At 69.7% G+C, this 23771-nt stretch carries 22 protein-coding genes; 8 read left to right on the top strand and 14 right to left on the bottom strand.

The window, feature by feature from the left end:
• Positions 1-7: 7 nt before the first annotated feature.
• The 4 genes from sufC to sufB are packed head-to-tail and all read right to left on the bottom strand — an operon-like array spanning position 8 to position 3761.
• Positions 8-802: a Fe-S cluster assembly ATPase SufC gene (gene sufC, locus AC3ANN_RS07640; RefSeq protein ID WP_488340382.1), complete on the bottom strand. Its 795-nt coding sequence runs from the start codon at positions 800-802 to the stop codon at positions 8-10.
• A gap of 24 nt (positions 803-826) precedes the next feature.
• Complete coding sequence (locus tag AC3ANN_RS07635; protein WP_488340381.1) at positions 827-1156, bottom strand: non-heme iron oxygenase ferredoxin subunit; 330 nt, start codon at positions 1154-1156, stop codon at positions 827-829.
• A complete protein-coding gene (gene sufD, locus AC3ANN_RS07630) occupies positions 1153-2343 on the bottom strand; it encodes a Fe-S cluster assembly protein SufD (protein ID WP_488340380.1) in 1191 nt (396 codons plus the stop codon). The genes AC3ANN_RS07635 and sufD overlap by 4 nt, the downstream gene beginning before the upstream one ends.
• Positions 2343-3761, bottom strand: coding sequence for a Fe-S cluster assembly protein SufB (gene sufB, locus AC3ANN_RS07625; RefSeq protein WP_488340379.1), 1419 nt, complete (start codon positions 3759-3761; stop codon positions 2343-2345). The genes sufD and sufB overlap by 1 nt, the downstream gene beginning before the upstream one ends.
• 283 nt (positions 3762-4044) lie before the next feature.
• On the opposite strand from sufB, the gene AC3ANN_RS07620 reads away from it, so the two are divergent.
• Together AC3ANN_RS07620 and AC3ANN_RS07615 are read left to right on the top strand one after the other, a co-directional pair.
• A complete protein-coding gene (locus AC3ANN_RS07620; protein WP_488340378.1) occupies positions 4045-5154 on the top strand; it encodes a COX15/CtaA family protein in 1110 nt (369 codons plus the stop codon).
• A gap of 89 nt (positions 5155-5243) precedes the next feature.
• Positions 5244-5708: a dinucleotide-utilizing enzyme gene (locus AC3ANN_RS07615; protein WP_488340377.1), complete on the top strand. Its 465-nt coding sequence runs from the start codon at positions 5244-5246 to the stop codon at positions 5706-5708.
• Positions 5709-5762: 54 nt separating this feature from the next.
• Here the strand turns inward: AC3ANN_RS07615 and AC3ANN_RS07610 are convergent, their stop codons facing one another.
• Entirely contained in the window at positions 5763-6704 is a 942-nt protein-coding gene (locus AC3ANN_RS07610; protein ID WP_488340376.1) for a heme o synthase, read from the bottom strand.
• A gap of 321 nt (positions 6705-7025) precedes the next feature.
• On the opposite strand from AC3ANN_RS07610, the gene tkt reads away from it, so the two are divergent.
• Genes tkt through pgl form a run of 6 tightly spaced genes read left to right on the top strand, consistent with a single transcriptional unit; the run spans position 7026 to position 15220 of the window.
• Complete coding sequence (gene tkt, locus AC3ANN_RS07605) at positions 7026-9134, top strand: transketolase (RefSeq protein ID WP_488340375.1); 2109 nt, start codon at positions 7026-7028, stop codon at positions 9132-9134.
• An 18-nt stretch (positions 9135-9152) separates the two neighbouring features.
• The gene (gene tal, locus AC3ANN_RS07600) at positions 9153-10274 is read left to right on the top strand and encodes a transaldolase (RefSeq protein WP_488340374.1); all 1122 of its coding nucleotides are present in this window, start codon (positions 9153-9155) and stop codon (positions 10272-10274) included.
• Positions 10271-11893 carry a glucose-6-phosphate isomerase gene (locus AC3ANN_RS07595; RefSeq protein ID WP_488340373.1) on the top strand — a complete coding sequence of 541 codons (1623 nt, stop codon included), beginning with the start codon at positions 10271-10273 and terminating at the stop codon, positions 11891-11893. Before tal ends, AC3ANN_RS07595 begins: the two co-directional genes overlap by 4 nt.
• A 14-nt stretch (positions 11894-11907) precedes the next feature.
• The gene (gene zwf, locus AC3ANN_RS07590; RefSeq protein ID WP_488340372.1) at positions 11908-13458 is read left to right on the top strand and encodes a glucose-6-phosphate dehydrogenase; all 1551 of its coding nucleotides are present in this window, start codon (positions 11908-11910) and stop codon (positions 13456-13458) included.
• Entirely contained in the window at positions 13455-14411 is a 957-nt protein-coding gene (locus AC3ANN_RS07585; RefSeq protein WP_488340371.1) for a glucose-6-phosphate dehydrogenase assembly protein OpcA, read from the top strand. Before zwf ends, AC3ANN_RS07585 begins: the two co-directional genes overlap by 4 nt.
• A gap of 29 nt (positions 14412-14440) precedes the next feature.
• The gene (gene pgl, locus AC3ANN_RS07580; RefSeq protein ID WP_488340370.1) at positions 14441-15220 is read left to right on the top strand and encodes a 6-phosphogluconolactonase; all 780 of its coding nucleotides are present in this window, start codon (positions 14441-14443) and stop codon (positions 15218-15220) included.
• A gap of 76 nt (positions 15221-15296) precedes the next feature.
• Here the strand turns inward: pgl and AC3ANN_RS07575 are convergent, their stop codons facing one another.
• From AC3ANN_RS07575 to uvrC, 9 genes are all read right to left on the bottom strand, one after another.
• Complete coding sequence (locus tag AC3ANN_RS07575; protein WP_488340369.1) at positions 15297-15653, bottom strand: RNA polymerase-binding protein RbpA; 357 nt, start codon at positions 15651-15653, stop codon at positions 15297-15299.
• Positions 15653-15901: a preprotein translocase subunit SecG gene (gene secG, locus AC3ANN_RS07570; protein ID WP_488340368.1), complete on the bottom strand. Its 249-nt coding sequence runs from the start codon at positions 15899-15901 to the stop codon at positions 15653-15655. The genes AC3ANN_RS07575 and secG overlap by 1 nt, the downstream gene beginning before the upstream one ends.
• A gap of 58 nt (positions 15902-15959) precedes the next feature.
• A complete protein-coding gene (gene tpiA, locus AC3ANN_RS07565; RefSeq protein WP_488340367.1) occupies positions 15960-16751 on the bottom strand; it encodes a triose-phosphate isomerase in 792 nt (263 codons plus the stop codon).
• Positions 16742-17956 carry a phosphoglycerate kinase gene (locus AC3ANN_RS07560; protein ID WP_488340366.1) on the bottom strand — a complete coding sequence of 405 codons (1215 nt, stop codon included), beginning with the start codon at positions 17954-17956 and terminating at the stop codon, positions 16742-16744. Before AC3ANN_RS07560 ends, tpiA begins: the two co-directional genes overlap by 10 nt.
• Positions 17957-17964: 8 nt before the next feature.
• Positions 17965-18975: a type I glyceraldehyde-3-phosphate dehydrogenase gene (gap, locus tag AC3ANN_RS07555; RefSeq protein ID WP_488340365.1), complete on the bottom strand. Its 1011-nt coding sequence runs from the start codon at positions 18973-18975 to the stop codon at positions 17965-17967.
• Between the two features lie 102 nt (positions 18976-19077).
• Positions 19078-19704, bottom strand: coding sequence for a superoxide dismutase (locus tag AC3ANN_RS07550; RefSeq protein WP_488340364.1), 627 nt, complete (start codon positions 19702-19704; stop codon positions 19078-19080).
• A gap of 144 nt (positions 19705-19848) precedes the next feature.
• A complete protein-coding gene (whiA, locus tag AC3ANN_RS07545; RefSeq protein WP_488340363.1) occupies positions 19849-20826 on the bottom strand; it encodes a DNA-binding protein WhiA in 978 nt (325 codons plus the stop codon).
• A gap of 78 nt (positions 20827-20904) precedes the next feature.
• On the bottom strand, positions 20905-21801 hold the full coding sequence (gene rapZ, locus AC3ANN_RS07540; RefSeq protein WP_488340362.1) for an RNase adapter RapZ: 897 nt from the start codon (positions 21799-21801) through the stop codon (positions 20905-20907).
• 25 nt (positions 21802-21826) lie between these two features.
• Entirely contained in the window at positions 21827-23770 is a 1944-nt protein-coding gene (gene uvrC / locus AC3ANN_RS07535) for an excinuclease ABC subunit UvrC (RefSeq protein WP_488340361.1), read from the bottom strand.
• Position 23771: the final 1 nt, after the last annotated feature.

Raw genomic sequence — 23771 nt, 5'->3', positions numbered from 1 at the left:
AACGATCCTACGCTTCGCTGCCGAGGGGAGCCTCGGCCGGCTCCTCTGCGCCCGCGGGGAGGTAGCGGTCGTAGCCCTCGTCCTCGAGGCGGTCGGCGAGCTCGGGCCCGCCTTCCTCGACGATGCGCCCGCTCACCATGACGTGCACGAAATCGGGCGAGATGTAGCGCAGGATGCGGGTGTAGTGCGTGATCAGGAGCACGCCCAGGTCGGTCTCCGCCTTGGCGCGGTTGACACCCTCCGACACGATCTTGAGCGCGTCGACGTCCAGGCCGGAGTCGGTCTCGTCGAGCACCGCGATCTGCGGCCGCAGGAGCTCGAGCTGCAGGATCTCGTGGCGCTTCTTCTCGCCGCCCGAGAACCCCTCGTTGACGTTGCGCTGCGCGAACTTCGGGTCCATGCGCAGGTTCTTCATGGACGACTTGACGTCCTTCGTCCACGTGCGGATCGAGGGCGCCTCGCCGTCGATCGCGGTCTTCGCCGTGCGGAGGAAGTTCGTGACGGTGACGCCGGGGATCTCGACGGGGTACTGCATCGCCAGGAACAGGCCGGCGCGGGCGCGCTCGTCGACCGACATCGCCAGGACGTCCTCGCCGTCGAGCGTGATGGAGCCGCTCGTGACGGTGTACTTCGGGTGACCGGCGATCGTGTAGGCGAGGGTCGACTTGCCGGAGCCGTTGGGGCCCATGATGGCGTGCGTCTCACCCGTGCGGATCGTGAGCGTCACACCGTTGAGGATGGGCGTGGTTCCGGCATCCGTCTCGACCGTCACGTGGAGGTCGCGGATCTCGAGGACAGACATGGTGACTACCTTCTTCAGTTCTTGTCAGTTCAGATCGAGCTTGACGGTCGGGTCGATGAGCACGTCATCGCCGTCGATCGTGACCGCGAAGACCGGGACCGGCTCATACGCGGGGAGGTTGAGGGGCTTTCCTGTGCGCAGCGAGAACGCCGAGCCGTGTGCCCAGCATTCGAGCGTGTCGCCGTCGACGAAGCCCTCGGCAAGGGAGATGTCGCCGTGGGTGCAGGTGTCGCCGATCGCGTGCACGTCGCCGTTCGAGTCGAGCACGACGGCCATCGCGACGCCGTCCACCTCGAAACGGCGCGCTTCGTCCTGCACGAGGTCGCTGAGGCCGCACACCCGCTGGGCGGTCATCGCGAGACCTCCTTGGCGAGCTCCTCCTCGATGGCAGCGAACAGCTCGGTCTCGAGGTCTTCGACACCGATCTTCTGCACGATCTCGGCGAGGAAGCCGAGGACGACGAGACGGCGGGCCTCGTCTTCGCGGATGCCGCGTGCCTGCAGGTAGAACAGCTGCTCGTCGTCGAAGCGCCCGGTGGCGCTCGCGTGGCCGGCGCCGCGGATGTCGCCCGTCTCGATCTCGAGGTTGGGGATGGACTCCGCGCGCGCACCGTCGGTGAGCACGAGGTTGCGGTTGGCCTCGTAGGAGTCGGTGCCCACGGCATCCGGTCCGATGAGCACGTCGCCGATCCACACGCTGCGCGCGCCCGAGCCCTGCAGCGCGCCCTTGTACAGGACGTCGCCGGTGGTCTCGGCACCCTTGTGGTGGAGGTACACCTGGCTCTCGAGGTGCTGACCCGAGTCGGCATAGCTGAGGCCGTACAGCTCGGCGCGCGATCCGGTACCCGCGAGCTCGATGCTCGGGTTCACGCGCACCATGCCGCCGCCGAAGCTCACCACGATGTGGCGGAGCGTCGCGTCACGGTCGACGCGGCCTTGGTGCGACGCCGCGTGGACGGCGTCGTCGTCCCACCGCTGCACCGTGATGAGCTCGAGCCGCGCTCCCTCGCGCACGATGATCTCGACGTTCTGGGCGAACTGGGCGGAGCCGTTGTGACGCAGGACGACCGTGGCACGGCTGTGACGGGATGCCTCGACCACGACGTGCGCGTGGGCGACGAGGTCCGCGCCGCCGCCGACGGCCTCGACCACGACGGGCTCGTCGAGCTCGGCCTCGGCCGGGATCTTCACGTAGAGAGCCTCGGCCGACCGGCTCCACGCGACCGCGGCAGGGAGGTCCTCGGGCTCGAACACCTCGCCACGCGGCGAGGACCCGACGGCCAGGCCTGCGGCGGCCAGCGGACCCGTCACAGCGAGCGAGACCGCACCGGCGTCGCCCGCAGCATCCGCGAACAGCCGCTGCAGCCGCGCGACGGGAGTGTGCTTCCAGTTGACCTCGCGCCCGGTGGGCGCCTCGAAGGCGGCCGGGTCATAGGAGCGGAATCGCTCGGAGCGGGTCTGAACCGGGACGAACGCACCGGCGCCATCGGTGTGGCCCTTCGCGCCGGGGACGGTGGCGGGGGCCTGAGTCGCAGAGCTCACTAGCCGACGGATCCTTCCATGCCCATCTCGATGAGCTTGTTGAGTTCTAGCGCGTACTCCATGGGCAGCTCACGGGCGATCGGCTCGATGAAGCCGCGCACGATCATCGCCATGGCCTCGTCTTCGGGGAGGCCTCGGCTCATGAGGTAGAAGAGCTGCTCTTCGCTGACTTTGGACACGGTGGCCTCGTGGCCGAGCTGCACGTCGTCGACGCGGATGTCGATGGCCGGGTACGTGTCGGAGCGCGAGATGGTGTCGACGAGCAGGGCGTCGCAGCGGACGGTGTTGGCCGAGTGGTGCGCGTTGGCGTCGACGCGGACCTCGCCGCGGTAGCCGGCGCGCCCGCCGCCGCGCGCGATCGACTTCGAGACGATCGAGGACTGCGTGTACGGCGCCATGTGGATCATCTTGGCGCCGGCGTCCTGGTGCTGGCCGGGGCCCGCGAAGGCCACCGAGAGGGTCTCGCCCTTCGCGTGCTCGCCCATCAGGAAGATCGACGGGTACTTCATCGTGACCTTGGAGCCGATGTTGCCGTCGATCCACTCCATCGTCGCGCCCTCGTGGGCGACAGCCCGCTTGGTGACGAGGTTGTAGACGTTGTTCGACCAGTTCTGGATCGTCGTGTAGCGCACGCGGGCGTTCTTCTTGACGATGATCTCGACGACGGCCGAGTGCAGCGAGTCGCTCTTGTAGATGGGCGCCGTGCAGCCTTCGATGTAGTGCACGTAGGAGCCCTCGTCGGCGATGATCAGCGTCCGCTCGAACTGGCCCATGTTCTCGGTGTTGATGCGGAAGTACGCCTGCAGCGGGATCTCGACGTGCACGCCCGGGGGCACGTAGACGAACGAGCCGCCGGACCACACCGCGGTGTTGAGCGCGGCGAACTTGTTGTCCCCGGCGGGGATCACGGTGCCGAAGTACTCTTCGAAGAACTCGGGGTGCTCGCGCAGCGCCGTGTCGGTGTCCATGAAGATCACGCCCTGGGCCTCGAGGTCCTCGCGGATCTGGTGGTAGACGACCTCGGACTCGTACTGGGCCGCGACGCCGGCGACCAGGCGCTGACGTTCTGCCTCCGGGATGCCCAGCTTCTCGTACGTGTTGCGGATGTCCTCGGGGAGGTCCTCCCACGACTGCGCCTGCTTCTCGGTGGAGCGCACGAAGTACTTGATGTTGTCGAAGTCGATCTCGCTGAGGTCCGCACCCCACGTCGGCATCGGCTTGCGACCGAACAGCTGGTAGCCCTTCAGACGGGTCTTCAGCATCCATTCGGGTTCGTTCTTGAGCGCAGAGATGCCACGCACCACGGCCTCGTCGATACCTCGTTTCGCCACCGCGCCCGCGGCGTCGGCGTCGTGCCACCCGAACTCGTAGACACCCAGGCCTTCCAGCTCCGGGCGGTCGATCAGCACATCAGTCATCGTCACGTTCTCCTCCGGGCCCGGACGGTGTCATCCGTCCCGGCAGCCGTGACCTCCGGTGGAGATACCGGAGGGGGATGCCGCTTCTCGGGCCCTCTCATGCGGCGCTGAGCATCGCGCCTAGACTGTCAGTGGTGCTCCGCGCCCCTGGCCCTGGTGGCTGAGTGCGCGTGCAACCGACCCCTCGATTCTACAGGTTCCGCCCCGCCCCAGGCCGCGCCGTGACTTTCTCGCCGAGAGTCGCGTCGCGCTCCGCGGACGCGGTGCGCACCCGGAGGCCTCCATGCTCACGAGTTCGGCGACGCCGTCCACATATACCGGCGTCGTGATCGGCACGCCGCTGCGCGTCCTGGCCTGGCTGTCGTTCATCGCCGAGGTCGTGATCATCGGCACCGGCGGGGCCGTGCGGCTCACCGGATCCGGGCTCGGGTGCTCCGAATGGCCGCTCTGCACGCCGGATTCCCTGGTGCCGCTCCCCGAGCAGGGGATCCACGGCATCATCGAATTCGGCAACCGGACCATGACGGGGGTCGTCGGGATCCTCGCACTGGCCGTGGTGCTGCTCACCCTCGCCGCGGTCGGCGGCCGCGCGCTGGTCCGGCGAGCCGTCGGGTTCGCCATCGGCGGCGTCGTCGCTGCCGTGCTCGCGTACGCCGTCACCGCGCCGTTCGGACTGCCCGCCTTCGGCTTCTTCTCCGGAGTGCTCCTGGCGGCCGTCATCGTCGGGATGGTGGACTCCCTGCATCGCACCACGCGGCGCCGAGATCTCGCCGCGCTCGCCTGGGTGGTTCTCGCCGGAGTCATGGCGCAGGCCGTCGTCGGTGGACTCGCGGTCGTCAGCGATCTGAACGCCTTCATCGTCGGGTTCCACTACGTGTCGTCGCTGCTGCTGGTGTGCGTCACGGCCGCCTACCTCGTGCGCATGCACGCGGCCGACGGCCCGCGCGAACGTGCCGTGCCGCGGTGGTTCGCGGTGCTCACGCTGGTCGCGGGCGTCGCCTTGGCGGCCACGATCCTCTTCGGCGTCCTGACCACGGGTTCCGGACCGCATTCCGGCGACGCGGACATCATCCGCACGGGTTTCGACGCGACCGTCCTCTCGCACGTGCACTCGTGGCCGGGCTATGTCCTCGCGGCGCTCGTGGCGACGCTCACGATCTCCGCCTGGGTGCTGCACCTGCCCGTCCGCACGTGGCTCCTCGTGCTCAGCGCGGCGATCCTCGTGCAGATCGCCGTCGGCGTGTGGCAGGCCAGGGAAGGGCTGCCCGAGATCCTCGTCGGCATCCACATGGTGCTCGCGTCCCTCTCGGCGGCCGTCTACACGGTGGTCGTCCTGCACCTCGAGAAGTCCGTCGCTCCCGCACCCGACGCGGCACGCACAGGGAACGCATAGGAGGCGCATCGGTCGCGCACGGACCGGCTTGCGTAGGGTGAGGGATGCCGCGGCCACCCGGGCACGCGCATCCGAGGAGTGATCGACACATGTCCACCCGTCCCCGTCTCGTCCGCAGCATCCCGTTCTGGGGTCTTCTCGCCGCGTCGCTGGCCAGCGCCGGTGTCGGCCTGTACATCGTGAACGACAAGCTCGGCACCATGACGTCGACCATCAACGACGGCTCGGCGACCCCGGTCGACGTCTACGTCGGCCCCTCGATCGTCCTGGTGGGCGCGGCGATGCTCGGAGCCGGCATCATCGGCGTGCTGCTCACCCTCGCGGTCGCGGCCGCTTCGACTCTGCGTCCGCACCCGGCCGCCGAGGTCGTCGAGCCGATCGACTGGGAGGCCGACGCCGACGCCGATGACGCGCCCGCGGGGACCCACGGCTACGAGCGAGGCCTCGGCTACACCGAGGCGATCGCCACCGCGCCCGCCGGCGACGAACCCGCGGAGAAGCCGGCCGACGAGCCCGCGGAGAAGCCGACCGACGAGGCATCCGCGTCCCGCTGATCCCGAACGCGGAGAAGGCCGCCCGGCTCGCCGGGCGCCCTTCTCCGTCTTCGCTCAGAAGGGCAGGAGCGGATCGATCGCGATCGCGACGAACAGGAGGGTGAGGTACGTGATCGACGCGTGGAACACGCGCATCGGCCGTGGCTCGGTGCCGCGCACGGCACGGTTGTACAGCACGTGCGACTCGTAGATGAACCAGCCGCCGAACACCAGCGCCGACACCGTGTAGACGATCCCCATGCCTGCGACCGGGATGAGCAGGAGCGAGCACGCGACGGTCGCCCACGCGTAGAGGATGACCTGGAGGCCCACCTGCGAGCCGTTGCGGGTGGCGCCGAGCATCGGCACGTGCACGTCCTCGTACTGCTGCCGGTACTTCATCGACAGCGGCCAGTAGTGCGGCGGCGTCCACAGGAAGACGAGGGCGAACAGGATCACCGGCGGCCAGGCCAGCGAGCCGGTCACCGCGGTCCAGCCGATGAGCACCGGGAAGCAGCCCGCGATGCCGCCCCACACGATGTTCTGCTCGGTGCGGCGCTTGAGGATCATCGTGTAGATGACGACGTAGAAGAAGATCGCCGCGGCCGAGAGGGTGGCTGCCAGCCAGTTCGTGGTGAGCCACAGCCACACCGTCGAGAACACCGCGAGGGTCCACGCGAAGACCAGCGCGCCGCGCGGCGACACCTCGCCCGTCACCAGCGGACGGTTGACGGTCCGCTGCATGTGCGCGTCGATGTCGCGGTCGAGGTACATGTTGAATGCGGCCGCCGAGCCGGCGCTCGCCGTGCCGCCGATCACCGTCGCGATCACGAGCCAGAGATTCGGGAACCCGCCCTGAGCGAGGATCATGACCGGCACCGTCGTGACCAGCAGCAGCTCGAGCACGCGCGGCTTCATGAGCGCGACGTACGCGCGGACGGTGCGGCCGAAGCCCTGGCGGGAGCGGTGCGGGACGCCGGAGGATGCCTCGACCCCGGCCGTCTTCGTGTTGTCCATCGCCCCCGCAATCGCCGCCAGCAGAACTCGGTCAAGTCTATGGCATCGCCTGCGACGGCCCCGGTTCGGGACTGCGCCCTCACAACGCCGAGGCGTCACGCGTGAGCAGAACGTGACCGCGACGACACCGCGATGACACGGGACGCGCGGCGGAGAGCGCAAGACTCCGTCACACAGAGGCTCGCATGGCCTCGGCGGCATGCCGCTTCGCTATGCTGAGACCACACGCGCGCCCGCCCGCCGATTCCCCCTTCTCCATCCGGACAAGGGCCGCGGACCGGCCTCGTTCTACGGGCGCACCTCCTCGAGAAAGGCGGCCCGGTGACGGATCTGCGTTGGGATGAGATCGATCGGCGCGCGGTGGACACCGCTCGCGTACTGGCGGCGGACGCCGTGGAGAAGGTCGGCAACGGCCACCCGGGGACCGCGATGAGCCTCGCGCCGGCCGCGTACCTGCTGTACCAGCGGGTGCTGCGGCACGATCCCGCCGACACGCACTGGCTGGGCCGCGACCGGTTCATCCTTTCGGCGGGGCATTCGTCGCTGACGCAGTACGTGCAGCTCTACCTCGGCGGCTTCGGGCTCGAGCTCGATGACCTGAAGGCGCTGCGCACGTGGGGCTCGAAGACCCCGGGTCACCCCGAGTACGGCCACACCGCCGGCGTCGAGATCACCACTGGCCCGCTGGGCCAGGGCCTGGCCTCCGCCGTCGGCTTCGCGTATGCCGCCCGCTACGAGCGCGGCCTGTTCGACCCGGAGGCTCCGGCCGGCACGTCGCCGTTCGACCACTTCGTCTACGTGATCGCCGGCGACGGCGACCTGCAGGAGGGCGTCACGAGCGAGGCGTCGAGCCTCGCCGGCCACCAGCAGCTCGGCAACCTCGTCGCGATCTACGACTCGAACCAGATCTCGATCGAGGACGACACGAACGTCGCCTACACCGAGGATGTCGCCAAGCGCTACGAGGCCTACGGCTGGCACGTGCAGACCGTGGACTGGAAGAAGACCGGCGAGTACGTCGAAGACGTCGCCGAACTGCACTCCGCGATCCAGGCCGCGAAGGGCGAGACCGACAAGCCGTCGCTCATCATCCTCCGCACCATCATCGGCTGGCCCTCCCCCGGCAAGCAGAACACCGGCAAGATCCACGGCTCGGCGCTGGGCGCCGACGAGCTCGCCGCGACCAAGAAGGTGCTGGGCTTCGACGCCGAGCAGTCCTTCGTGGTGGCGGACGACGTGCTCGCGCACACGCGGGCGCTGAAGGACCGCGCCGCCGAGGCACGCGCGGAGTGGCAGGAGTCCTTCGACGCGTGGGCGGCCGCCAACCCCGAGCGCAAGGCTCTGCTCGACCGGCTCCTGGCCGCCGAGCTTCCCGAGGGCGTGGCATCGGCGCTTCCGACGTTCGAGGCCGGCAAGGACGTCTCGACGCGCGCCGCCTCGGGTCTGGTCATCAACGCCCTGGCCGCCGAGCTGCCGGAGCTGTGGGGCGGATCGGCCGACCTCGCCGAGTCGAACCTCACCACGATCAAGGACGCGAAGTCGTTCATCCCGTCCGAGTGGTCGACGCACGAGTGGTCGGGCGACCCCTACGGCCGCGTGCTGCACTTCGGCATCCGCGAGCATGCCATGGGCGCGATCGTCAACGGCATCAAGCTCCACGGCCCGACGCGTCCGTTCGGCGGCACGTTCCTCATCTTCAGCGACTACATGCGCCCGTCGGTGCGTCTCGCGGCGCTGATGGACATCCCGTCGATCTTCGTGTGGACGCACGACTCGGTCGCCCTCGGCGAGGACGGTCCGACCCACCAGCCGGTCGAGCAGCTCGCGACGCTGCGCGCGATCCCCAACTTCACGGTGGTCCGCCCGGCCGACGCCAACGAGACGTCGGCGGCGTGGCTCGAGATCCTGCGCCGTCAGGGCGGGCCTTCCGGCATCGCGCTGACGCGTCAGAACATCCCGGTGTTCGAGCGCGGGGATGGCGAGGCGTCGGGCGACGTGTTCGCGTCGACCGATGGCGTCGCAAAGGGCGCGTACATCCTCGCCGAGGCGCCGAACGGCACTCCCGACGTGATCCTCATCGCCACCGGCTCGGAGGTCCAGCTCGCCGTCGCCGCGCGCGAGACGCTCGCGGCCGAGGGTGTGAACGCGCGCGTCGTGTCGGCGCCGTCGCTCGAGTGGTTCGCCGAGCAGGACGAGGCCTACCGCGAGAAGGTCCTGCCCGCGGCCGTGAAGGCGCGCGTGTCGGTCGAGGCCGGTTCCCCGCTCACGTGGCGCGGCATCGTCGGCGACGCCGGCCGATCGGTCGCGATCGACCACTTCGGCGCGTCGGCCGACTACAAGACCCTGTTCCAGAAGTTCGGCATCACCGCCGACGCCGTCGTCGAGGCAGCCCGCGAGACCATCGCGGCCGCAGCGGCCGCGGCACAGTAAGCACGAGGAGAAGGCAGCATGAGCACCCCTACCGAGAAGCTGGTCGCCGAGGGCGTCAGCATCTGGCTCGACGACCTGTCGCGCGAGCGCATCACCTCCGGCAACCTGACCGAGCTCATCTCGACGCGCAACGTCAGCGGCGTGACGACCAATCCGACGATCTTCCAGGGCGCCATCGGCGGCGGCGGCCACGCATACGCCGAGCAGATCACGCAGCTCGCCCAGGCGGGCGCGACGGTCGACGAGACGATCTTCGCCGCGACGACCGATGACGTTCGCGACGCCGCAGACATATTCCGCCCGGTGTACGACGCGACGGGCGGCGTCGACGGCCGCGTGTCGATCGAGGTCTCCCCCGACCTCGCACACGACACCGAAGGCACGATCGCGCAGGCCAAGGAGCTGTGGGCGAAGGTCGGCCGGCCGAACGTCCACATCAAGATCCCGGCCACCAAGGCGGGGCTTCCGGCGATCGCCGCGACCCTCGCCGAGGGCATCTCGGTCAACGTCACGCTGATCTTCAGCCTGGAGCGCTACGCCGGGGTGATCGACGCGTTCCTCTCGGGCATCGAGCAGGCGAAGGCGAACGGCCACGACATCTCGCAGATCCATTCGGTCGCGTCGTTCTTCGTGTCGCGCGTGGACACCGAGGTCGACAAGCGCCTGACCGCGGTCGGCACCGACGAGGCGGCGGGCCTGAAGTCGCTCGCGGGCGTCGCGAACGCGCGTCTGGCGTACGAGCTGTTCGAGAAGGAGTTCGCCACCGACCGCGCGAAGGCGCTGACGGATGCCGGAGCCCACGTCCAGCGCCCTCTGTGGGCGTCCACGGGCGTCAAGGACCCGGCCCTGCCCGACACGCTGTACGTCACCGAGCTCGTCGCCCCCGGCACCGTCAACACGATGCCGCAGAAGACGCTCGAGGCCACGTTCGACCACGGGCAGATCGCCGGCGACACGGTGACCGGCACGTACGAGGCGGCGCACGAGGTGTTCGCGCGCCTCGCGGCGGTCGGAGTCGACTTCGCCGACGTGACCCAGGTGCTCGAGGACGAGGGCGTCGACAAGTTCATCGCGTCATGGCACGACCTGCAGGGCACCGTCAAGACGGCGCTCGAAGACGCCCTGCAGGCCACCCGATGACCTTCGACATCCACCTCTCGGGCCGCGTCAAGTCCGTCGTGCACGAGACGCTGCCGGGGCTGGCCGCGAGCCTCGTGGCGTCGGGCATCACGGCGGGCGACGCCTCGCTGTGGGGTCCCGACGCCGAGGCCGAGGCCGCGCAGCGGCTCGGCTGGGTGCAGGCGGTCGAGAACTCGCGACCGCTGGTCGCCGAGATCGAAGCCCTCCGCGGGCGTCTGCGGGCACAGGGAGTGACTCGCGTCGTGCTCGCGGGCATGGGCGGTTCGTCGCTCGCTCCCGAGGTCATCGCGCAGACGGCCGGCGTGCCGCTGGTCATCCTCGACTCGACCGCACCCGGCCAGGTGCTCGCCGCGCTCGACGGCGACGCGGAGGGCGGCGACCTCAGCAGGACCGTGCTCGTGGTCTCGTCGAAGTCGGGCTCGACCGTCGAGACCGACTCGGCCAAGCGGGCGTTCGAGGCGGCTTTCCGGGACCTGGGCATCGACCCCGCGGAGCGCATCGTCGTGGTGACCGATCCCGGTTCGCCGCTGGACGAGGCGGCACGGGCCGACGGCTACACCGTCTTCAACGCCGACCCGACGGTGGGCGGGCGCTACTCGGCGCTGACCGCGTTCGGCCTGGTGCCGGCCGGTCTCGCGGGCGCCGACATCCGTGAGCTCCTCGACGAGGCCGAGGCCTCTCTCCTCGAGGTCGCGATCGACAGCCCCGACAACCCCGCCCTGGTGCTCGCGGCGGCCATCGCCGGCGGCGAGCCCCGCCGCGACAAGCTCGGTCTCATCACCGACGGCACGCACATCGTCGGGCTGCCCGACTGGATCGAGCAGCTGATCGCGGAGTCGACCGGAAAGAACGGCACCGGCATCCTGCCCGTCGTCCTGCTTCCGGTCTCGCCCGAGGTCGAGAGCAAGCCGGCCGACCTGCAGATCGTGCGTCTGGTCGACGAGGCGAAGCAGTTCCACCTCTTCGAGCACCACGAGGGCGAGATCCTCGTGAGCGGCTCGCTCGGGGCTCAGTTCGTGGTGTGGGAGTACGCGACGGCTATCGCCGGACGGATGCTGGGGATCAACCCCTTCGATCAGCCCGACGTCGAGTCCGCCAAGACCGCGGCGCGCGGCCTGCTGGACGCCCGCCCCGAGCCGACCGCCCCCGCGTTCACCGTCGACGGCGTCGAGGTGCGCGTGTCGGAGCCTGGGCTCGCGGCATCCGGAACCGTCGCGGGAGTCCTCGACGCCCTGTGGGCGCGGCTCCCCGAGGACGGATACGTGGCGATCCAGGCATACGTCAACCGACTCGAGCTGCCGCAGCTCGCAGGTCTGCGCGAGCTCGTGGCCGCCGACTCCGGGCGCCCGACCACCTTCGGCTGGGGTCCGCGATTCCTGCACTCGACCGGTCAGTACCACAAGGGCGGACCCGCCAACGGCGTCTTCCTGCAGATCATCGAGCAGACCGACGTCGACCTCGAGATCCCCGGCCGGCCGTTCACGTTCGGCCAGCTCATCCAGGCGCAGGCCGCGGGAGACGCGAGCGTCCTGGCCGACGGCCACGGCCGCCCGGTGGTCACCCTCACGCTCACCGACCCCCAGATCGAAGTGATGTCGCTCTTCGAAGCGGCCCAGTAGGAGCTCAAGCCTCAATGACCGTCGAGATCTCGCGCGGGCACAACCCGCTGCGCGACCCCGAGGATCGTCGCCTCAACCGCATCGCCGGTCCGAGCGCGCTCGTCATCTTCGGCGTCACGGGAGACCTTTCCCGCAAGAAGCTCATGCCCGCCGTCTACGACCTCGCCAATCGCGGCCTGCTGCCCCCGGGCTTCGCGCTCGTCGGCTTCGCACGCCGCGACTGGGAGGATCAGGACTTCGCCCAGGTCGTCTATGACGCGGTGCGCCAGCACGCGCGCACCGAGTTCCGCGACGAGACCTGGCAGCAGCTGCTGCAGGGCATCCGGTTCGTCTCGGGCGAGTTCGGCGACCCCGACGCGTTCCGGCGCCTGCGCGAGACCGTCGACCGCCTCGACACGGAGCGCGGCACGATGGGCAACCACGCGTTCTACCTGTCGATCCCGCCCAAGGACTTCCCGGTCGTCGCGGAACAGCTGAAGGCGTCGGGACTCGTCGACGACACGGCCGACCAGGTCGACCGGTGGCGCCGCGTGGTGATCGAGAAGCCCTTCGGGCACGACCAGGAATCGGCGCGCGCCCTCAACGACGTGCTGCGCTCGGCGTTCCCGACCGACTCGATCTTCCGCATCGACCACTACCTCGGCAAGGAGACGGTCCAGAACATTCTCGCGCTGCGCTTCGCGAACGAGCTCTACGAGCCGATCTGGAACCGCAACTATGTCGACCACGTGCAGATCACGATGGCCGAGGACATCGGCGTGGGCGGTCGTGCCGGCTACTACGACGGGGTCGGCGCCGCGCGCGACGTCATCCAGAACCATCTCCTGCAGCTCATGGCGCTCACCGCGATGGAGGAGCCCATCTCGTTCGACGCGAAGGACCTCCGCGCCGAGAAGGAGAAGGTGCTCGCGGCGGTCACGCTGCCCGCGGACCTCGCGCGCTCGACGGCGCGCGGGCAGTACGCGGGCGGCTGGCAGGGTGGCGAGAAGGTGCTCGGGTTCCTCGAGGAGGACGGGATGAACCCGCACTCCACGACCGAGACCTACGCCGCGATCACGCTCGAGGTGAACACGCGCCGCTGGGCGGGCGTGCCGTTCTACCTGCGCACCGGCAAGCGCCTCGGCCGCCGCGTGACCGAGATCGCGGTGGTGTTCAAGCGTGCGCCCGAGCTGCTCTTCTCGCGCAGCCAGACCTCCGGTCAGGGCCAGAACGCCCTCGTGATCCGCGTGCAGCCCGACGAGGGCGTCACGATCCGCTTCGGCTCGAAGGTCCCCGGTGCCGGTGCCCAGGTGCGCGACGTCACGATGGACTTCGGCTATGGCCACGCCTTCACCGAGGCAAGCCCCGAAGCCTACGAGCGGCTGATCCTCGACGTGCTCCTCGGCGACCCGCCGCTGTTCCCCCGGCACGAAGAGGTGGAGCTCTCATGGCGGATCCTCGACCCGATCGAGCGGTTCTGGGAAGCCCAGGGCGTCCCGCTCGAACAGTACTCGCCCGGGTCGTGGGGCCCGGCATCCGCGGACGAGATGCTCGCCCGCGACGGCCGCAGCTGGAGGCGCCCGTGATCGTCGACCTTCCCGACACCACTGTCAGCAGGATCTCGCGCGCACTCGTCAGCGTGCGTGAGGAGGGCGGCGCTGTCGCGCTCGGCCGTGTGCTGACCCTCGTGATCCTCACGCGCGAAGGCGCCGTCGAAGAGGTGATCGAGGCCGCCAACGATGCATCCCGCGAGCATCCGATGCGCGTCATCGTGCTGATGCTCCCCGACGGCGCCGACGGCGAGTCCCGGCTCGACGCCCAGATCCGGGTGGGTGGCGACGCCGGCGCGAGCGAGGTCGTGACGCTGCGGGCATTCGGCGACGCGGGCCAGTCCAACCTCGAGAGCCTCGTGACCGGTCTCCTCCTCCCCGACGCGCCGGTCGTCGTGTGGTGGCCCAACCGCACGCCCGAGAACATCTCGAAGACGTCGATCGGCCGGATCGCGCAGCGGCGCATCACGGATGCCGCGACGAAGGCCGACCCGTCGGCTTTCGTCGCCGGCCTCGGCGACCAGTACGCTCCCGGCGACACCGATCTGGCCTGGACCCGCCTCACCCGCTGGCGCGAGCAGCTCGCCGCGATCCTCGATCAGCCGCCGTACGAGCCTGTCGTCGGCGTGCGCGTGCGCGGCGCCTCGGACTCGCCGTCCACCGCGCTGCTGGCCGCCTGGCTGCGGCTGACGCTGGACGTGACGGTCGACTGGGAGTACCTCGACCCCGAGGACTGGCCGCACGGCATCAAATCCGTCGCGCTGGTGCGTCCGAGCGGCGAGGTGCTGCTCGAGCGTCCCACCCCCGGTGTCGCGATCCTCACCCAGCCCGGACAGCCCAGCCACGAGCTCGCCTTCCCTCGCCGCACGCTCCGCGAGTGCCTGGCCGAGGAGCTCCGGCGCCTCGACCCGGACGTCCTGTATGGTCGAGTCATCACCGAGGGTTGGGAGCTGCTCGACCCGCCGGCGACGAAGGAGACGCAGGTCTGATGAGCGGTTCTCGCGGGTGAGTGGCGATCATGGTTGAGGCCTGGGCGGAGAAGCGCGTCGTCATCAGTCCCGATCCCACGACGCTCGCCGACTCGGTCGCGGCCCGCTTCCTGAACAGGGTCGCCAAGCGCGTCGACGAGGGCAAGCTCGCGCACGTCTCGCTCACCGGCGGCTCGATGGGGTCCGCGGTCCTGACGGCGGCCGCGCGCAGCGATCGCGTCGCGCGCATCGACTGGTCCCTCGTGCACTTCTGGTGGAGCGACGAGCGCTTCGTGCCGCGAGGCCACGCCGACCGCAACGACCAGCAGGCACGCGATGCGTTCCTGGACGGCCTCGACATCCCGGCAGCGAACCTCCACGCTCCGCTCGCGAGCGACGAGGAGCCGGATCTCGACGCCGCGGCTGCGGCGTACGCGCGGGAGCTCGCCGGATTCCCCGGCCCGGACGGACCATGGCCGTCCTTCGACGTGTGCTTCCTCGGGGTCGGTCCCGATGCGCACATCGCTTCGCTGTTCCCCGACCGCCCCGAGATCCAGATCACCGATCGCTCCGTGGTCGCGGTGCGCGACTCCCCCAAGCCGCCCCCCGAGCGCATCACGATGACGCGGCCCGTCATCAACGGCTCGAAACGCGTATGGCTCGTCGTCTCGGGCGCCGACAAGGCCTCGGCGCTGGGTCTCGCACTGGCCGGCGCGAGCTACGAGAGCGTGCCCGCCGCCGGCGCGAAGGGCCGCAAGCGCACGGTGTTCTTCGTCGACGAGGCCGCCGCCTCGCAGGTGCCTCCAGACCTCATCGACCGGGAGTACTGACCATCGGCCGAGTGGGTCGGCCTGAGATACGAGAAGAGCGGATGCTTCGGCATCCGCTCTTCTCGTATCTCACGCGTCAGTCCTGACCGCGGCGCTCGCGCAACTGCTGGAGTGCGTCTTCGAGGAGGGCCTCGGCCTCTTCCTCGGTGCGGCGCTCCTTCACGTATGCGAGGTGCGTCTTGTACGGCTCGGTCTTCGCGAGAGCCGGCGGGTTGTCCTTGTCGCGACCGGCGGGAAGGCCGGAGTGCGGCGAGTCGATCGTCTCGGGGATCTCCTCCTCGGGGATCCCGGCGGCGAAGTAGCGGACTGTCTCGTTGCCGAGGGCATCCCAGTACGAGATCGCGATGCGCTCGGCGTGGAAGCCGTGGTCCTGCTCGCCCATCGGCCCGGCACCGACACGGGTGCCGCGGATCGCGTTGCCTCCCGTCGCCATCAGAGCGCCTGGAACTTCGTGATCAGGCCGAGTGCGACGATCGCGGCGAACCAGACCAGCGCGAGCACCACGGTGAACCGGTTGAGGTTGCGCTCTGCGAGGCCGGACGAGCCGAGGGCCGAGGTCATGCCGCCGCCGAACATGTCGGAGAGGCCGCCGCCGCGCCCCTTGTGGAGCAGGATGAGAAGTGTCAGCAGGAGGCTCGTGATGCCCAGGAGCACCTGCAGGACGAACTCGAGGATCTGCACAGATCAACGCCTTTCAGCGCGCCAGGAATCGGCACGCAGTGTCTCAGTATAGGTCAGCTCACACGCCGACGTGCTTCTGGTACCGGATGATCGCGGCGAACTCGTCGACGACGAGGCTCGCACCTCCGACCAGGGCGCCGTCGACATCGGGCTCACGCATGAAGCTCGCGATGTTCGCGGCCTTCACCGACCCGCCGTAGAGCACGCGGGTGCGCGCCGCGGCGTCCTCCCCGAGCTTCGCCGCGACCACCTCGCGGAGCTTCGCGCACACGTCCTGGGCCTGCTCAGGCGTGGCAGCCTGGCCTGAGCCGATCGCCCACACCGGCTCGTACGCGACGACGATGTCGGCATCCGCCTTCACGCCCTCCAGAGCCACCGACAGCTGGCTGACCGGCACGGCGCTCGCACCGAACTTCTCCAGGTCCTCGCTGGTCTCGCCGACGCAGATCACCGGCACGAGGCCGTGACGAAGTGCCGCCTGGACCTTGGAGCCCACGACCTCGTCCGTCTCGGCGTGGTACTGCCGGCGCTCGGAGTGGCCGATGATGACGTAGCGGGCATCGAGCTTGGCCAGGAACGCACCCGACACCTCGCCCGTGTAGGCGCCGCTGTCGTGCGCCGAGAGGTCCTGCGCGCCGAGCGCGAACGGGATCTTGTCGGCATCCAGCAGCGTCTGCACGGTGCGCAGGTCGGTGAACGGCGGGAAGACCGCCACCTCGACCGAGCCGTCCTCGTGCTTGGCGTCTTTCAGCGTCCAGTGCAGCTTCTGCACGAACGCCACCGCCTGCAGGTGGTCGAGGTTCATCTTCCAGTTGCCCGCGATGAGCGGGGTCCGGCTGCTCACTGCCATCCGAGGACCTCCAGTCCGGGGAGCTTCTTGCCCTCGAGGAACTCGAGGCTGGCGCCGCCGCCGGTCGAGATGTGACCGAAGGCGTCGTCGGCGAAACCGAGCTGACGCACGGCCGCGGCGGAATCGCCGCCGCCGACGACCGACAGGCCGTCGACCTCGGTGAGCGCCTTCGCGACGGTCTTCGTGCCGGACGCGAACGCCGGCATCTCGAACACGCCCATCGGGCCGTTCCAGAAGACGGTCTTCGAGCCGCGCACGGCGTCCGCGAAGAGCGCGGCGGTCTCGGGCCCGATGTCGAGGCCGAGCCCGGACGCGCCGAAGGCGGTGTCTTCGAGCGCGTCGGCACGCGCGACGACGTGATCCGCGTCGGCGGAGAAGGATGCCGCGACCACGGCATCGACGGGCAGCACGAGCTCGACGCCCCGCTCCTTCGCCTGGGCGATGTAGCCCCTCACCGTGTCGAGCTGGTCCTGTTCGAGCAGGCTCGAGCCGACCTTGTAGCCCTCGGCGGCGAGGAACGTGAACATCATCCCTCCACCGACCAGGAGCTTGTCGACGCGCGGGAGCAGGTGCTGGATGACGCCGAGCTTGTCGCTCACCTTCGACCCGCCGAGGACGACCGCGTACGGGCTCTCGGGAGTCTCGGTCAGGCGGTCGAGGACGTCGACTTCCTTCTCGATGAGCAGGCCCGCCGCGGAGGGCAGCAGCTGCGCCAGGTCGTAGACCGACGCCTGCTTGCGGTGGACGACGCCGAAGCCGTCCGACACGAGCACGTCGCCGAGCTCCGCGAGCTCCTCCGCGAACGCGCGACGCGTGGAGTCGTCCTTGGACGTCTCGCCCGGGTTGAACCGGAGGTTCTCGATGACCGCGACATCGCCGTCCTCGAGGGCCGCGACGGCCTCATGGGCCGACTCCCCCACCGTGTCGCGCGCGAACGCCACCGGCTTGCCGAGCAGCTCGGCCAGCCGCTGGGCGACCGGCGCGAGACTGTACTTCGAATCCGGGGCGCCGTCCGGCCGCCCGAGGTGGGAGCAGACGACGACGCGGGCGCCCTGGTTGATCAGGGCGTTGAGCGTGGGGAGCGTGGCCCGCACACGGCCATCGTCCGTGATGACCCCATCCCCGAGAGGGACATTGAGGTCAGCACGGACGATGACGCGCTTGCCGGCCAGCGAACCCAGCGAATCCAGGGTGCGCAGAGCCATGGCGACGCTTACAGACGCTCGGCGACGTACTCGGTGAGGTCGACCAGGCGGTTCGAGTAACCCCACTCGTTGTCGTACCAGGCCGACACCTTGACGAGGTTGCCGCTGACGTTGGTCAGCTCCGAGTCGAAGATCGACGAGTGCGGGTTGAGCTGGATGTCGCTCGAGACGATCGGGTCCTCGGTGTACTCGAGGTAGCCGGCGAGCCGGCCCTCGGCCGCGGCCGCCTTGTAGGCCTCGTTCACCTGCTCGGCGGTGAGTCCCTCGGTCGGCGTGACGATCGTCAGGTCGACGATCGAGCCGGTCGGGACCGGCACGCGGTAGGAGGAGCCGCTGAGCTTGCCGTTGAGCTCGGGCAGCACGCGGCCGATGGCCTTGGCCGCGCCGGTCGAGGCGGGGACGATGTTGATCGCGGCGGCGCGGGCACGGCGCAGGTCGCTGTGCGGGCCGTCCTGGAGGTTCTGGTCGGCCGTGTACGCGTGGGCGGTCATCATGAAGCCGCGCTCGATGCCGAACGCGTCGTTGAAGACCTTCGCGAGGGGCGCGAGGCAGTTCGTGGTGCACGACGCGTTCGAGATGATGACGTGGTTCTCGGGGTCGTACTCGCCCTCGTTCACGCCCATGACGATCGTGACGTCGTCGCCGGTCGCGGGGGCGGAGATGAGCACCTTCTTGGCGCCGCCGGCGATGTGCTTCTTGGCGTCCTCGGCCTTGGTGAAGCGACCGGTGGACTCGATGACGATGTCGACGCCGAGCTCGCCCCAAGGCAGGTTCGCGGGGTCGCGCTCCTCGAAGACCTTGATGGCCTTGCCGCCGACGGTGATCGAGTCGCCGTCGTACGAGACCGACTCACCGAGGGGACCGCCCACCGAGTCGTACTTCAGCAGGTGCGCGAGCGTCTTGTTGTCGGTGAGGTCGTTCACCGCCACGATTTCGAGGTCCGCGCCCTGCGCGAGAGCCGCGCGAAGGAAGTTGCGTCCGATTCGGCCGAAGCCGTTGATGCCGATCTTGACAGCCACGGAATTTCTCCTGAGATGTGTCGTGCGCGAATGCGCGGTTTGGTGCGATTCAGACTGGACAACGGCGTCCCGGCGGGCGGTCCCGCCGGGACGCCGCGCCTGCTATGACAGTACCAGCAGGCCCGAGGTCTTCTGGCGGGCGGCGTCGAGGCGCTGCGCCACGTTCTGCCAGTTCGCGATGTTCCAGACCGCCTTGACGTAGTCGGCCTTGACGTTGAGGTAGTCGAGGTAGAAGGCGTGCTCCCACATGTCGAGCTGGAAGATCGGGATGGTGCCCTGGGCGGTGTTGCTCTGCTGGTCGAACAGCTGCTGGATGAGAAGCTGCTCGCCGATGGGGTCCCAGCTGAGGACGGCCCAGCCCGAGCCCTGGATGCCGGTGGCGGCGGCGGTGAAGTGCGCCTGGAACTTGTCGAATCCGCCGAAGAACTCGTCGATCGCGGCGCGCAGTTCGCCCTCGGGTTCTCCGCCGCCCTCCGGAGACAGGTTCGTCCAGAAGATCGAGTGGTTGACGTGACCGCCGAGGTTGAAGGCGAGGTCCTTCTCGAGCTTGTTCACATTCGCGAGGTTGCCGGACCCGCGCGCCTCGGCGAGCTGCTCGAGCGCGGTGTTGGCCCCGGTCACATATGCCTGGTGGTGCTTGCTGTGGTGCAGCTCCATGATCTTGCCGCTGATGTGCGGCTCGAGGGCGGCGTAGTCGTAGGGGAGGTCGGGCAAGGTGTACTTGGCCATGTTCTCTTCTTCCTGTCGGCACGGCGCCGAGAAGCTCCGGCGCTGCGAGGGTGACGGCTTCATCCTACTGAGCACCAACGCACGGGCGAGGGGGTTGCTTCCCCCTGTGACAGGGCGAATACTCCGAGTCCGGGACGGGCGGCGTCAGTCCTCGATGCCTGCCGGCACGGCGGACTCGGTCCCGGGCACGCCGTCGGCGTCGGCCTTCTTGTCGGCCATCGCGAGAAGCCTGCGGATGCGTCCTGCGACCGCATCCTTCGTCAGCGGCGGGTCGGCGTGGTGGCCGAGCTCATCGAGGCTCGCATCGCGGTGGGCGAGGCGCAGCTCGCCGGCTTCGCGGAGGTGCTCGGGCACCTCGTCGCCGAGGATCTCGAGGGCGCGCTCCACGCGCGCGCACGCGGCGACGGCGGCCTGCGCGGAGCGGCGGAGGTTCGCGTCGTCGAAGTTCACGAGGCGGTTGACGCCCGCTCGCACCTCGCGGCGCTGACGCATCTGATCCCACTCCGACGCGGCGCGCGCGGCTCCCATGGCGGCCAAGGCAGCGCGGATGGCCTCGCCCTCGCGCACCACCACGCGGGGCACGCCGCGGACCTCGCGGGCCTTGCCCGCGATGCCGAGGCGGTGCGCGGCGCCCACCAGGGCCATCGCGGCCTCGGACGACGGGCAGGTGATCTCGAGCGCCGCCGACCGGCCGGGCTCGCTCAGCGTGCCGGCCGCGAGGAAGGCACCGCGCCAGATCGCGGCGAGGTCGGCGCGCGAGCCGGTCGTGAGCTTGTTCGGCAGCCCGCGGACGGGCCTGCGTCGCTGGTCGAGGAGGCCGGTCTGGCGCGCGAGGGTCTCGCCGCCCTCGATGACGCGGACGGCGTAGTGGCTTCCGTTGCGGGCACCCGATCCCTGAACGTGGACGAGCTCGGGGCGCACGCCGTAGAGCTCGACGAGGTCGCGCGCAGTGCGACGCGCGAGCACGTCCGAGTCGACCTCGGCCTCGACGGCGACGCGGTTCGCGATCGAGTGCAGCCCGCCCGAGAACCGCAGCAGCGACGTCAGCTCTGCTACGCGGGCCGTCGGGCGCGGGTCGCGCACGGTGATCAGCTCGGCCTTCACGTCAGCGGTGAGCGACACGGGTCTCCTTCGCAGTGGGGTTCAGGACAAGGGAACAGCCTACTCGGCCGGGTCCGGTCCCACCCAGCCCCCGGCGGTTCATTCGCGTCCGAGGTCGCGATGCTTCACGCGCACCGCGACGCCTGGGACGGTGCCGAGCCGCTCGGCGAGCTCGCGCACCATCACGACGGAGCGGTGCTTCCCGCCCGTGCAGCCGATCGCGACCACGGAGTGGCGCTTGTTCTCGCGCTGGTACCCCTCGAGCACGGGATGCAGCGCCGTCGCGTATGCGTCGAGGAACTCGCGGGCGCCCTCCTGCGCGAGCACGAAGTCGCGCACGTCGGCGTCCTCGCCGGTGAGGGCGCGCAGCTCCTCGCTCCAGAACGGGTTCGGCAGGAACCGCATGTCGGCGACGAGGTCGGCGTCGGGGGGAAGGCCGTACTTGAACCCGAAACTCAGCAGCGTGAGCGTGTGCCGCGCGGCGCCCTCCTCGCGGAACAGATCGCTGACCTGCGTCGCCAGCTGATGGATGTTGTACGTCGATGTGTCGATGATGACGTCGGCGCTCTCGCGCACCGCCGCGAGGCGCTGGCGCTCCAGACGGATGCCGTCGAGCAGGGTCCCATCCCCCTGCAGCGGATGCGGGCGACGCACCGCCTCGAACCGGCGCACCAGCACATCATCCGAGGCATCCAGGAACATCAATCGGATCTGGCGGCGCTCGCGCAGCGCGCGCATCGCCTCCGGGAGGTCCGAGAACAGGTCGCGCCCCCGGACGTCCACCACGACGGCCACGCGCGGCAGCACGCCGGCCGCGAGCTCGGTGAGCTCGAGCAGCGGCTTGAGCATCTGCGGCGGAAGGTTGTCGACGACGTACCAGTCGAGGTCTTCCAGGGCGTTCGCCGCGGTCGACCGTCCCGCCCCCGACATGCCGGTGACGATCAGCACCTCGCCCGTGTCACGCCCGCCGTCGTCGCGACGCGTCGCCTCGCCCATGACCACCCCCGTTGTCGGCCCCAGCCTACTGGGCCGAGGGCACGCTCGACTGCGCGAGGTGGGCGTGGATCGCCGCGGCGAGCTTGGGACCGACGCCGGGCAGCTCGGTGATCTCGTCGGGCGTCGCCTTCTTGAGCGCCGACACCGAGCCGAAGTGCCGCAGCAGGGCCTTGATGCGCGCCTCTCCGAGACCGGGGACCTCGGCGAGCACGCTCTGGATGTCGCGGCGCCGGCGCCGGCGCTGATGCGTGATCGCGAACCGGTGCGCCTCGTCGCGCAGTCGCTGCAGCAGGTAGAGCGCCTCGGACGTGCGCGGGAGGATCACCGGGTACTCCTCCCCCGGCAGCCACACCTCTTCGAGCCGCTTGGCGATGCCGCACAGCGCGATCTCCTCGTGCCCGGCGTCGCGCAGGGCGCGCGCGGCGGCCTCGACCTGCGGCTTGCCGCCGTCGACGACGAGCAGCTGCGGCCGGTACGCGAATCGGGGGCGGCGCCGTTCGGTGACGACCTCGCCGTCCGCCGTGACGTCGGGAGCGGCATCCGGACCAGCCGCGCCCGTCGACGGATCCTCCGGGCGGTCCACGTACGCAAGCCGCCGGGTCAGCACCTGGTAGAGGGAGTCGGTGTCGTCGGTGGTCTCCTCGACCTTGAACGACCGGTACTGATCCTTGCGCGGCAGACCGTCCTCGAACACGACCATCGAGGCCACGACGTTCGTGCCGCTGAGGTGCGACACGTCGAAGCACTCGATGCGCAGCGGGGCTTCGGCGAGGTCCAGCGCCTCCTGCAGATCGGTCAGGGCCTGCGTGCGCGCGACGTAGTCGCTCGTGCGCCGGGTCTTGTGGAGCATGAGCGCCTGCTGCGCGTTGAGGCTCGCCGTCTTCATCAGCTCGGCCTTGCGTCCGCGCTGCGCGACCTGGATCGAGACCGCCTTGCCGCGCCGGCCGCGGAGCCATTCCTCGAGATCGGCGGCGTCGTCGGGCATCTCCGGGACGAGGACCTGACGCGGGATGTCGGCGCCGACGGCGTTGCCGTACGTGCGCTGCAGCACCTGGTCGACGAGGTCGCCGCCCGAGATGTCGAGCTCCTTCTCGATCGTCGTGGCCCGTACGCCTCGCACGCGGCCGCCGCGGATGACGAAGTGCTGCACGGTCGCCGCCAGCTCGTCCTCGGCGATGCCGAACAGGTCGGCGTCGGTGTCGGACGCGAGCACGAGCGCGCTCTTGTTGAGAACGGCGTCGATCGCCTGCAGCTTGTCGCGGTACACCGCCGCAGACTCGTAGTCCATGGCCGCGGACGCCTCGCGCATCCGCGCAGTGAGCTCCTTGGTGAAGCGCTGGTCGCCACCCGCCATGAACGCGATGAAGTCGTCGACGATCGCGCGGTGCTCCTCGATCGTGACCTTCATGGAGCACGGCCCGCCGCAGCGGCCGATCTGCCCGGGGAAGCAGGGGCGGCCGGTCGCCATCGCCTTCTTGTACGACGCGTCGCTGCACGTGCGGATCGGGAACACCCGGATCATGAGGTCGATCGTGTCGTGCACGGCCCAGACCTTCGGGTAGGGCCCGAAGTACTTGGCCCCCGGGATCCTCCGGTTGCGCGTGACGATCACGCGCGGTGCCTCGTCGGCGAGAGTGATCGCCATGAACGGGTACGACTTGTCGTCCTTGTAGCGGACGTTGAAGGGCGGATCGAACTCCTTGATCCACTGGTACTCGAGCTGCAGCGAGTCCACGTCGGTCGCGACGACCGTCCACTCGACGGATGCCGCGGTCGTGACCATGCGGCGGGTGCGCTCGTGCAGCGTGTGCAGCGGTGCGAAGTAGTTCGACAGCCGCGCGCGCAGGTTCTTCGCCTTGCCCACGTACAGCACACGGCCGTCGGCATCCCGGAATCGATACACCCCGGGATTCGTCGGGATCTCGCCCGGCCTCGGCTTGTACGGGACGGTGGGAGCGGAGCGTGCCATG

It is taken from the genome of Microbacterium sp. STRO-2N, assembly GCF_057747775.1.
The sequence above is the reverse complement of the archived record's forward strand: the minus strand, read 5'-3'. Positions and strand labels throughout refer to the sequence as shown.

Bases quoted from the DNA above. Each gene is read 5' to 3' on its own strand.
- sufC (WP_488340382.1), bottom strand. From the start codon at position 802: ATGTCTGTCCTCGAGATCCGCGACCTCCACGTGACGGTCGAGACGGAT.
- AC3ANN_RS07635 (WP_488340381.1), bottom strand. From the start codon at position 1,156: ATGACCGCCCAGCGGGTGTGCGGCCTCAGCGACCTCGTGCAGGACGAA.
- sufB (WP_488340379.1), bottom strand. From the start codon at position 3,761: ATGACTGATGTGCTGATCGACCGCCCGGAGCTGGAAGGCCTGGGTGTC.
- AC3ANN_RS07620 (WP_488340378.1), top strand. From the start codon at position 4,045: ATGCTCACGAGTTCGGCGACGCCGTCCACATATACCGGCGTCGTGATC.
- AC3ANN_RS07615 (WP_488340377.1), top strand. From the start codon at position 5,244: ATGTCCACCCGTCCCCGTCTCGTCCGCAGCATCCCGTTCTGGGGTCTT.
- AC3ANN_RS07610 (WP_488340376.1), bottom strand. From the start codon at position 6,704: ATGGACAACACGAAGACGGCCGGGGTCGAGGCATCCTCCGGCGTCCCG.
- tal (WP_488340374.1), top strand. From the start codon at position 9,153: ATGAGCACCCCTACCGAGAAGCTGGTCGCCGAGGGCGTCAGCATCTGG.
- AC3ANN_RS07595 (WP_488340373.1), top strand. From the start codon at position 10,271: ATGACCTTCGACATCCACCTCTCGGGCCGCGTCAAGTCCGTCGTGCAC.
- zwf (WP_488340372.1), top strand. From the start codon at position 11,908: ATGACCGTCGAGATCTCGCGCGGGCACAACCCGCTGCGCGACCCCGAG.
- pgl (WP_488340370.1), top strand. From the start codon at position 14,441: ATGGTTGAGGCCTGGGCGGAGAAGCGCGTCGTCATCAGTCCCGATCCC.
- AC3ANN_RS07575 (WP_488340369.1), bottom strand. From the start codon at position 15,653: ATGGCGACGGGAGGCAACGCGATCCGCGGCACCCGTGTCGGTGCCGGG.
- tpiA (WP_488340367.1), bottom strand. From the start codon at position 16,751: ATGGCAGTGAGCAGCCGGACCCCGCTCATCGCGGGCAACTGGAAGATG.
- AC3ANN_RS07560 (WP_488340366.1), bottom strand. From the start codon at position 17,956: ATGGCTCTGCGCACCCTGGATTCGCTGGGTTCGCTGGCCGGCAAGCGC.
- AC3ANN_RS07550 (WP_488340364.1), bottom strand. From the start codon at position 19,704: ATGGCCAAGTACACCTTGCCCGACCTCCCCTACGACTACGCCGCCCTC.
- rapZ (WP_488340362.1), bottom strand. From the start codon at position 21,801: ATGGGCGAGGCGACGCGTCGCGACGACGGCGGGCGTGACACGGGCGAG.
- uvrC (WP_488340361.1), bottom strand. From the start codon at position 23,770: ATGGCACGCTCCGCTCCCACCGTCCCGTACAAGCCGAGGCCGGGCGAG.